The sequence below is a fragment of the Streptococcus sp. sy010 genome (assembly GCF_007859175.1).
Lineage (GTDB): Bacteria > Bacillota > Bacilli > Lactobacillales > Streptococcaceae > Streptococcus.
Genome location: NZ_VOHO01000006.1, coordinates 58,990 through 69,024, shown reverse-complemented (window position 1 = coordinate 69,024; position 10,035 = coordinate 58,990). Strand labels below are relative to the sequence as shown.

The following is a 10,035-nucleotide window of genomic DNA, read 5'->3' as shown; positions in this document are numbered from 1 at the left end:
CGAGGCGTGGGGGTTCAAGTCCCTTAACCCGCATATAGTATAATAATAGGCCGGCTTAGCTCAGTTGGTAGAGCATCTGATTTGTAATCAGAGGGTCGCGTGTTCAAGTCATGTAGCCGGCATAGTAGTTGCGAACGTAGTTCAGTGGTAGAACACCACCTTGCCAAGGTGGGGGTCGCGGGTTCGAATCCCGTCGTTCGCTTGAGGGGCCGGGGTGGCGGAACTGGCAGACGCACAGGACTTAAAATCCTGCGAAGGGTAACCTTCGTACCGGTTCGATTCCGGTCCTCGGCATAGCAGCACCCTTAGCTCAACTGGATAGAGTACCTGACTACGAATCAGGCGGTTAGAGGTTCGACTCCTCTAGGGTGCATAGTTATCGGGAAGTAGCTCAGCTTGGTAGAGTACTTGGTTTGGGACCAAGGGGTCGCAGGTTCGAATCCTGTCTTCCCGATTATTATAATTGAATGATGGTATTAACCATCTTTTTTTATTTTCAGATGTTGTTTATTATGATAAAATGATGATGACGTTAGGTTAATTATTTAGAAAGATAGTGAGATGAAATTACAAAAACCAAAAGGGACTCAGGATATTTTGCCTAAAGAGGCAGCTAAATGGAATTATGTGGAAAATAAGGCTCGTGAACTATTTGCCCAGTATCATTATGGTGAAATTCGTACGCCTATGTTTGAACATTATGAAGTAATTAGTCGTTCTGTAGGTGATACAAGTGATATTGTCACTAAGGAAATGTATGATTTTTATGATAAAGGAGAGCGTCATATTACCTTGCGTCCAGAAGGGACGGCTCCAGTTGTTCGCTCTTATGTGGAGAATAAATTGTTTGCTCCTGAGGTGCAAAAGCCAGTTAAATTATTTTACATGGGTTCGATGTTTCGTTATGAGCGGCCACAAGCAGGGCGTTTAAGGGAATTTCATCAGATTGGTGTAGAGTGTTTTGGGTCGTCTAATCCTGCAACGGATGTTGAAACGATTGCGATGGCTTGGCATTTATTTGAGAGTTTAGGGAATAAACAAGTTAAGTTACATCTGAACACCTTGGGTTCATCTGAGAGCCGTCAGGCTTACCGTCAGGCTTTGATTGACTATCTTTTGCCTTATAAAGAGAGTTTGTCTAAGGATAGTCAACGTCGTTTGGAAGAAAACCCTTTACGTGTTCTTGATAGTAAAGAAAAAGAAGATAAGATCATCGTAGCAAATGCACCATCAATTTTAGATTACTTGGATGAAGAGAGTGCAAACTATTTTGAAACGGTTCGTCAAATGTTGGATAGTTTGGGTCTGCCTTATGAGATTGATAATCGGATGGTGAGAGGTCTGGACTACTATAATCACACGATTTTTGAATTTATTACAGAGGTAGATGGTAATGAGCTGACAATTTGTGCTGGTGGTCGTTATGACAAGCTTGTGGACTATTTTGGAGGCCCAGAAACAGCTGGTTTTGGCTTTGGTTTAGGGGTTGAGCGTTTGTTGCTCGTTTTGGATAAATTAGGGATTGAGTTGCCTGTAGAAGATAGTTTAGACTTTTATCTCGTTGTTTTAGGAAATGAAGTAAATGGAAAAGCCTTGGAACTAGTACAAGCTATACGTTATCAAGGTTTTTCAGCCGAGCGTGATTATCTTGATCGTAAGCTGAAAGCTCAATTTAAGTCAGCAGATAGCTTTAATGCGAAATATATTTTGACCTTAGGAGAAAATGAGGTTGAAACAAATCAAGCCACTCTTAAAGATAATCAAACTAGAGCAGAGGTGGTTGTAGCTTTAGATGAGTTGATGACGAATTTTGCTCAAGTAATTGAAAAATTAAAGTAGAAATCAAGGGATTAGTCCTTGAAAATGAAAGAAACTTCCACTAAAACAGGTGGGAGTTTTCTTGTCTTTGTGGTAAAATAGAAACAAACACTTGAAATGGAGATAAAGCTATGAAACGCTCGATGTATGCTGGTTTAATTCGTAAAGAACATATTGGACAGGTGGTGACGCTCAAAGGTTGGGTTGCTCGTCGTCGTAACCTTGGGGGTTTGATTTTTATTGATTTGCGTGATCGTGAAGGTCTAATGCAGTTAGTTATTAACCCGGAAACAATTTCGGCAGAATTTTTGCTTTTAGCAGAGCAGTTGCGTAGTGAATATGTGATTGAGGTGACTGGTCAAGTTGTGGCTCGTGAGCAAGCTAATACTGATTTGCCAACTGGTCAAGTTGAGTTGCAAGTTAGTCAGTTAACTATTTTGAATACGGCTCAAACAACACCGTTTGAGATTAAAGATGGTGTGGAAGTTAGTGATGATACTCGCCTACGTTATCGCTATTTGGACTTGCGTCGTCCAGAAATGCTGGGTAACTTGAAATTGCGTGCCAAGGTGACACAAAGTATTCGTCGCTATTTAGATGATTTGGACTTTATTGATGTAGAAACACCAATTTTGACGAAATCAACGCCAGAAGGAGCTAGGGATTATTTGGTGCCTAGTCGTGTTAATCAAGGGCATTTCTATGCTTTACCACAAAGTCCACAGATTACAAAACAGTTGTTGATGAATGCAGGATTTGATCGTTATTATCAAATTGTCAAATGTTTCCGTGATGAAGATTTGCGTGGGGATCGTCAGCCTGAATTTACTCAAGTCGATTTGGAAACATCTTTCTTATCAGAAGTTGAGATTCAAGATTTGGTTGAGGGCATGATTGCCAAAGTCATGAAAGAAACTAAGGGAATTGATGTGACCTTACCATTTCCACGAATGGCCTATGACCATGCCATGAATGTGTATGGTTCTGATAAGCCTGATACGCGTTTTGAGATGCTGTTGCAAGATGTGACAGAAGTAGCTAAAAAAGCAGACTTTAAGGTGTTTGCTGAAGCTGAAGCTGTTAAGGCGATTGTGGTTAAAAATCATGCGGATGCTTATTCACGCAAGGATATTGACAAATTAACGGAGCAGGCTAAGCAATTAGGGGCTAAAGGATTAGCTTGGTTGAAAATGTCTGAAACAGAGTTGACAGGGCCTATTGCTAAGTTTTTAACAGGTATTGAGCAAGAGTTGGTGACAGCCCTTGGTTTGTCAGCCAATGACTTGGTTTTATTTGTTGCTGATAGTTTAGATGTGGCAAATGTGACCTTGGGTGGTTTACGCACACGCATTGCCAAAGAACTGGGCTTGATTGATGAATCACTCTTCAATTTCCTTTGGGTTGTTGACTGGCCGATGTTTGAGTGGTCAGAGGAAGAGGGTCGCTATATGAGTGCCCATCACCCATTTACCTTACCAACTGAAGAAAGTAGTCATGAGTTAGAAGGTGATTTGTCTAAGGTTCGTGCGATTGCTTATGATATTGTTTTGAATGGCTATGAACTTGGTGGGGGTAGCTTGCGGATTAACCAAAAAGCGATGCAAGAGCGTATGTTTAAAGCACTAGGCTTTTCTAAGGAAGCGATGTATGAGCAGTTTGGTTTCTTGTTAGAAGCGATGGACTATGGTTTCCCACCACATGGCGGATTGGCTATTGGACTGGATCGTTTTGTGATGCTTTTAGCTGGTGAGCAAAATATTCGTGAAGTCATTGCATTTCCAAAGAATAACAAGGCAAGTGATCCAATGACACAAGCACCTAGTCAGGTTGCTCCTGCTCAATTAGCTGATTTAGCACTTCAAGTAGAAAACCATGATTAAAAAAACAACTTTTCGGAAAAAAATCAGGTTTGTTATCAAACGCTGGGCTAAACGGCATGGATTTTTAAGGGTATTGAATAGTATTTCAAGAGAGAAGTATGCTGAAAAAATTTCAGCTTCTCTCTTTTATGCCCTTTTATCTAGTATTGCAGTTAATTTTTTCTTTCAACCAGGTAATATTTATGCTGGTGGCTTAACAGGGTTATCGCAGATTCTTTCAACCTTGAGTGAGCGTTTGTTTGGATTTAGTTTATCGCTTGCTTTGATTTATTATATGATGAACATTCCTTTGTTTCTCCTTGCTTGGCGTCATATTGGCCATAAGTTTACTATTTTTACCATCATTGCAGTTAGTATTAGTTCTATTTTTATTGAATTGATGCCAGTGGTATCCATTACCCAAGACCCGATCATCAATGCAATATTTGGTGGCCTGTTTGTAGGTTTAGGCGTTGGTTATAATTTGCGTAATCAGGTGTCTGGTGGTGGAATAGATATTATTAGTCTATATGTACGGAAAAAAACAGGGCATGAGGTTGGTAGTATTACCCTGCTAATCAATGTGATTATCTTGACCGTTGCAGGTGTGTTATTTGGTTGGCAACATATTCTTTATTCGATGCTATCTATATTTGTTTCAAGTCGAGTGACAGATGCTGTTTTTACCAAGCAAAAGAAAATGCAAGCTTTGATTATTACCAGTCATGCGGATAAGGTGATTGCTATGGTGCATAAGAAATTACACCGAGGAGTGACGTGTATCAATAACGCTGAAGGGACTTACAATCGTGAACAGAAATCCGTTTTAATGACGGTTATTACTCGTTCAGAGTTTACGGAATTTAAGTATTGGATTAGAAAAACAGATCCAAATGCCTTTGTGTCAGTGTCAGAGGATGTTCGTATTATTGGTCGTTTTGTTGATGACGAAAGTTAAGAGGAGCTTCTATGAGTCATTACGAATCACAACTTAAAATCAAAAATTTTATTTTTATTACCTTGGGTGTTGCTATCTATGCTTTTGGCTTTGTTAAGTTTAACATGGCCAATCACTTGGCTGAGGGTGGTGTAGCAGGTATTACTCTTATTTTAGATGCTTTATTTAAGATCAATCCAGCTTATAGTACCTTCTTGATTAACCTGCCCTTGTTTATTCTGGGAGCTAGGGCTTTTGGTAAACGTTCCTTGATTTTGACTATTTATGGTACGGTCATGTTGTCTGTCTTTATCTGGATTTGGCAGAAAATTCCTGTGACGATTGATTTGCAAGGGGATATTTTGATTGTTGCCTTGTTGGCAGGGATTTTTGCAGGAGTTGGGGCAGGTATTGTCTTTCGCTTTGGGGCAACAACTGGGGGGACAGATATTATTGGTCGAGTGATTGAAGCAAAGACCGGTCGTCAAATTGGTCAGACCTTACTTCTGATTGATATTTTAGTGTTGTTAGGTTCTCTGACCTATATTGATATTCGTCAAATGATGTACACCTTGATTGCCAGTTTTGTGTTTACACAAATTTTGACAGTGGTGCAAAATGGTGGTTATATGATTAGGGGAATGATTATCATTAGTTCACAATCAGAAAAGATTGCTAAGACCATTTTACAAGAAATCAATCGTGGTGTGACTTATCTTAATGGTCAAGGTGCTTTTTCAGGTCAGTCGCAAAAGGTGCTTTATGTGGTCTTAAATCCTAGTGAGGTATTAGATGTCAAACATATAGTGGCTGATATTGATCCAGATGCCTTTGTATCTGTTTTAAATGTTGATGAGGTTGTTAGTTCGGATTTTAATATTCGTCGGAAGAATTATGGTAAGGATTTAGATATTAAAAAATAGTGGAAGATTATCTTCCACTATTTTTTACATTTCATTAGGTGCTTCAACGCCTAGTAAGGCTAGGGCTTCTTTTAGTACAACTGCTGTTGCAGCTGCCAGAGCCAAGCGGCTATCGCGTTGATCATTGTCTTCTAAGATACGAACATGAGCATAGTAACGATTAAAGCTTTGAGCAAGGTTAATCGCAAATTTAGCGATGATTGAAGGTTCATAATGGTTGGCAGCGCGTGCAATAATGCGTGGGAAATCTTGAAGTAACTTGATAATCTCCCAGCTTTCCGTATCAGAAAGCGAATAGCGAGCTGATGGTTCAAAAGTGAAATCAGCTTTACGCAGGATAGATTGGATACGAGCGTGAGCATATTGAATATATGGCCCAGTTTCTCCTTCAAAAGATACCATGGTGTCAAGGTCAAAATCATAGCCATTTAGACGGTCTGATTTGAGGTCATAGAACTTGATGGCACCCACACCTACTGCATGGGCAACCGCCTCTTTATTGGCAAGGTTTGGATTTTTGTTGTCAATTTGTGTCAAGGCACGGTTTACAGCTTCTTGGATGGTTGGTTCTAATAGGATGACATTTCCCTTACGAGTAGAGAGTTTTTGACCGTTTTTAGTGACAAGTCCCATGGCAACGTGGACGATGTCTTTACTCCAATCATAGCCCATCTCAGCTAGGACGGCTTGTAGTTGTTTGAAGTGGGCAGATTGCTCTTGTCCAACGACATAGACTGCTTTAGCAAAGTCGTATTGACGTTTGCGATAAAGAGCAGCAGCAAGGTCACGAGTAATGTAAAGGGTCGCACCATCTGATTTTTTAATCAAGGCTGGGTGTTCAATGCCATATTTTTCAAGATTGACAACTTGAGCACCTTTTGATTCTTGTAATAGTCCTTTTTGGGACAGAATTTCTACGACTTCGTCCATCTTGTCATTATAGAAAGCTTCACCGTTATAACTGTCAAAAGTCACATCAAGTTCTTTATAGATACGGTTGAATTCAACCAAGCTCTCATCACGGAACCATTGCCAAAGGGCAGTTGCTTCTGGATCGCCATGTTCTAGTTTTAAGAACCAATCTCTAGCTTGTTCGTCATATTCAGGATGCTCAGTGACCGCTTCGTTGATACGAACATATAGTTTGAGTAATTCACTGATAGGATTGGCTTTGACAGCTTCTTGGTCGCCCCAGAGTTTGTAGGCGACAATCAAGAGCCCAAATTGCTTGCCCCAATCACCAAGGTGGTTGATTTTGACCGTTTGGTAGCCGATTTTTTGGAAAATGTTAGATAGGCTTTCTCCAATAACGGTAGAACGTAGATGGCCAATTGAGAAAGGTTTGGCGATGTTAGGACTAGACATGTCAATGGCAATTTTTTGTCCTTGTCCGATATTTTGCTGACCGTAATTTTCACCAGCGTCTAGGACTTCTTTAAGCACTTGACTAGATACACCAGCTTTGTCAAAGAAGAAGTTAAGATAAGGCCCTACGGCTTCAACTTTTTCAAAGGCAGTTTGATCGAGTTGCTCGACCAACTCACTAGCAATGGCTTGTGGGGCTTTGCGAAGTGTTTTAGCTAGGGTAAAGGTTGGAAAAGCTAAATCTCCCATATCAGCATGTTTGGGTTGTTCTAGTAAATTTGCAATACTAGCTTCATCTAAGTCGGTGATGATCTTGGCAATTTCAGCAGCGACAAATTGTTTATTGCTCATGTTATTCTCCTTAATAATCGATAAGATAACCTTATTTTATCATATTTTTAAGTAAATAGAAGTGAGCATAGCCTAATATACCTATTTTCTTGAAAATAAGGTATAATTAAGGGTAATAGATGAAATGAAAATGTAGAGTTAGGGCAAGCTTGGTTTTGCTCTTTTTGCAACATTAAAGGAGTGACCATGGCTAAAGAAAAACTTTCACCAGGTATGCAGCAATATGTGGCGATGAAGGCTGAACATCCTGATGCTTTTTTGTTCTTCCGTATGGGAGATTTTTATGAATTATTTTATGAGGATGCAGTTCAAGCGGCACAACTTTTGGAAATCAATCTAACTAGTCGTCACCCTAATGCTGAAAATCCCATTCCTATGGCTGGAGTGCCTCATCATTCTGCTCAGCAATATATTGATACCTTGATTAGTTTAGGGCATAAGGTAGCGATTGCTGAGCAAATGGAAGATCCTAAGCAAGCAGTTGGTGTGGTTAAGCGGGCGGTTGTTCAGGTGATTACACCAGGAACAGCAACAACTAGTGATAATGGCAATAATTTTTTAGTGACCATTGATCAGCTAGACAATGAATTTGGCTTAGCTTATATGGATTTGTCAACGGGAGAGTTTGCGGTTACTAGCCTACCAGATTTCTCTGCCATTCGTAGTGAAATCTTGAATTTACAAGCTCGTGAAGTGGTTGTTGGTTTTGATTTGACAGAGGAAGAAGAAACCATTTTAACCAAGCAGATGAATTTGCTCCTTTCTTTTGAAAAAGAAGTGAGCGATGACGTTCAACTGCTTGATGCCAAACTACCACAGATTGAATTTTTAGTAGCAAGTAAATTGCTCAACTATGTCCAAAAAACGCAACGTCGTACCCTTAGTCATTTGCAACCAGTTGTTCATTATGACATCAAGGATTTTCTTCAGATGACTTATGCAACCAAGGCTAGTTTGGATTTGGTTCACAATGCTAGAACAGGTAAGAAACATGGTAGTCTGTTTTGGCTTTTGGATGAAACCAAGACAGCTATGGGCATGCGTCTTTTGCGGACTTGGATCAATCATCCCTTAATTCAAGTTCAAGCGATTGAAGAACGACAGGCGATTATTCAAGTTTTTCTAGAACAGTTTTTAGAGCGACATGATTTGACCGAGAGTTTTAAGGGGATTTATGACATTGAGCGGTTAGCTAGTAAGGTTTCTTTTGGTAAGGTTAATCCTAAAGACCTACTACAACTAGGTCAGACCCTACGTCAAGTGCCTTTAATCAAGGGAATTTTGGCAAGTTTTGATAGCCCTGTCTTGGCTCCCTTAATCAATCAGATAGACACTCTGCCAGAGCTGGCAGACTTGATTGAGTCGGCTATTGCTGATGATGCTCCTGCTATGGTTAGTGAGGGGAATATCATTAAAACAGGCTTTGATGAGCAACTTGATAATTATCGTCGTGTTATGCGTGAGGGGTCGAGTTGGATTGCTGAGATTGAGTTAAAAGAACGACAGGCAACGGGGATTAGTAGCTTGAAGATTGATTACAATCGTAAGGATGGCTACTATATCCATGTTACCAACTCTCATTTGGCTGCTGTGCCAGATTATTTCTTCCGTAAGGCGACCCTTAAAAATTCAGAACGTTTTGGAACGGCTGAGTTGGCTAAGATTGAAGGCGATATGCTAGAGGCGCGTGAAAAATCAGCTTCTTTGGAATATGATATGTTTTTAAGTATTCGTAAAGAGGTTGAAAAATATATCCAGCGTTTGCAGGATTTGGCTAAACAATTGGCAACAGTTGATGTCTTACAAAGTTTAGCTGTGGTCGCAGAGAAGTACCACTATGTTCGTCCCCAGTTTAATCAAGATCAAGTGATTGATATTGTCAATGGTCGTCATGCTGTGGTAGAAAGAGTAATGGGGGTGCAAGAATATATCCCCAACAGTATTCAATTTGACACAAAGACCAGTATTCAGTTGATAACTGGACCAAACATGAGTGGTAAATCAACCTATATGCGTCAGTTAGCCCTGACGGCTATCATGGCTCAAATTGGTTCTTATGTATCGGCAGAGGCTGCCAATCTTCCTGTTTTTGACGCTATTTTTACCAGAATTGGAGCGGCAGATGATTTGATTTCTGGGCAATCAACCTTTATGGTTGAGATGATGGAGGCCAATCAAGCTCTAGAACAAGCTAGCTCCCAGTCCTTGATTTTATTTGATGAATTGGGTCGTGGGACAGCTACTTATGACGGTATGGCTTTAGCTCAAGCAATTATCGAACACCTTCATGAGAATATTGGGGCTAAGACTATGTTTGCTACCCATTATCATGAATTAACGGCCCTGGCAGATCAACTTGAAGAATTGGTCAATGTTCATGTGGCTACCCTAGAAAAAAATGGTGAAGTGACCTTTTTACATAAGATTAGTCCAGGCCCGGCAGACCAGTCTTATGGAATCCATGTGGCCAAGATTGCAGGCTTGCCAAAAACGCTCCTGCAACGAGCTAATCATATCTTAACAGATTTGGAGGCGAATTCAGCCCAATTAAAAACCAGTGAGTCAGCTAGTCAGCTAGTCATTAAAGACACCACTTCAGATCAGTTGTCTTTATTTGATATTGCTCCACATGAGCAAGAAGTCATCAAGCAACTACAAGAGATTGATGTCATGACGCTTACCCCTATGGAAGCAATGAACATTCTTTACGAACTTAGAAAATTAGTTTAGTGTCAAGTGGTGAATAGCCGCTTGATTTTTTTGCCTAAGGAGCAAGTGATTT

Annotated in this window: 6 protein-coding genes and 5 tRNA genes; 10 read left to right on the top strand and 1 reads right to left on the bottom strand. The window is 40.2% G+C overall.

Annotated elements, in window-relative coordinates; all coding sequences use genetic code 11:
• Window positions 1-49: 49 nt before the first annotated feature.
• From FRX51_RS05755 to FRX51_RS05715, 9 genes are all read left to right on the top strand, one after another.
• Window positions 50-122: transfer RNA gene (locus tag FRX51_RS05755), tRNA-Thr, on the top strand.
• 8 nt (window positions 123-130) lie between these two features.
• Window positions 131-202, top strand: a tRNA-Gly gene (locus FRX51_RS05750).
• A 6-nt stretch (window positions 203-208) separates the two neighbouring features.
• A tRNA-Leu gene (locus FRX51_RS05745) sits at window positions 209-294 on the top strand.
• A 5-nt stretch (window positions 295-299) separates the two neighbouring features.
• Window positions 300-373, top strand: a tRNA-Arg gene (locus tag FRX51_RS05740).
• Window positions 374-380: 7 nt separating this feature from the next.
• A tRNA-Pro gene (locus FRX51_RS05735) sits at window positions 381-454 on the top strand.
• Window positions 455-561: 107 nt separating this feature from the next.
• Window positions 562-1,839 carry a histidine--tRNA ligase gene (gene hisS / locus FRX51_RS05730; RefSeq protein WP_146496636.1) on the top strand — a complete coding sequence of 426 codons (1,278 nt, stop codon included), beginning with the start codon at window positions 562-564 and terminating at the stop codon, window positions 1,837-1,839.
• A 110-nt stretch (window positions 1,840-1,949) separates the two neighbouring features.
• Complete coding sequence (gene aspS / locus FRX51_RS05725; RefSeq protein WP_146496634.1) at window positions 1,950-3,698, top strand: aspartate--tRNA ligase; 1,749 nt, start codon at window positions 1,950-1,952, stop codon at window positions 3,696-3,698.
• The gene (locus tag FRX51_RS05720; protein ID WP_146496632.1) at window positions 3,691-4,635 is read left to right on the top strand and encodes a YitT family protein; all 945 of its coding nucleotides are present in this window, start codon (window positions 3,691-3,693) and stop codon (window positions 4,633-4,635) included. The genes aspS and FRX51_RS05720 overlap by 8 nt, the downstream gene beginning before the upstream one ends.
• 11 nt (window positions 4,636-4,646) lie before the next feature.
• Entirely contained in the window at window positions 4,647-5,537 is an 891-nt protein-coding gene (locus FRX51_RS05715; RefSeq protein ID WP_146462117.1) for a YitT family protein, read from the top strand.
• A 24-nt stretch (window positions 5,538-5,561) separates the two neighbouring features.
• Here FRX51_RS05715 and argS read toward each other — a convergent pair whose 3' ends face one another.
• Window positions 5,562-7,253 (bottom strand): arginine--tRNA ligase, encoded by a 1,692-nt coding sequence (gene argS, locus FRX51_RS05710; RefSeq protein ID WP_146496630.1) that lies wholly within the window; start codon window positions 7,251-7,253, stop codon window positions 5,562-5,564.
• A 186-nt stretch (window positions 7,254-7,439) separates the two neighbouring features.
• Between argS and mutS the strand changes: the two genes are divergently transcribed.
• Window positions 7,440-9,983, top strand: a complete 2,544-nt coding sequence (gene mutS, locus FRX51_RS05705) for a DNA mismatch repair protein MutS (protein ID WP_146496628.1) — start codon at window positions 7,440-7,442, stop codon at window positions 9,981-9,983.
• Window positions 9,984-10,035 lie beyond the last annotated feature (52 nt).

What these genes read in the sequence shown, in the direction of transcription:
- hisS (WP_146496636.1), top strand. Translation starts at nt 562, where the DNA reads ATGAAATTACAAAAACCAAAAGGGACTCAGGATATTTTGCCTAAAGAG.
- aspS (WP_146496634.1), top strand. Translation starts at nt 1,950, where the DNA reads ATGAAACGCTCGATGTATGCTGGTTTAATTCGTAAAGAACATATTGGA.
- FRX51_RS05720 (WP_146496632.1), top strand. Translation starts at nt 3,691, where the DNA reads ATGATTAAAAAAACAACTTTTCGGAAAAAAATCAGGTTTGTTATCAAA.
- FRX51_RS05715 (WP_146462117.1), top strand. Translation starts at nt 4,647, where the DNA reads ATGAGTCATTACGAATCACAACTTAAAATCAAAAATTTTATTTTTATT.
- argS (WP_146496630.1), bottom strand. Translation starts at nt 7,253, where the DNA reads ATGAGCAATAAACAATTTGTCGCTGCTGAAATTGCCAAGATCATCACC.
- mutS (WP_146496628.1), top strand. Translation starts at nt 7,440, where the DNA reads ATGGCTAAAGAAAAACTTTCACCAGGTATGCAGCAATATGTGGCGATG.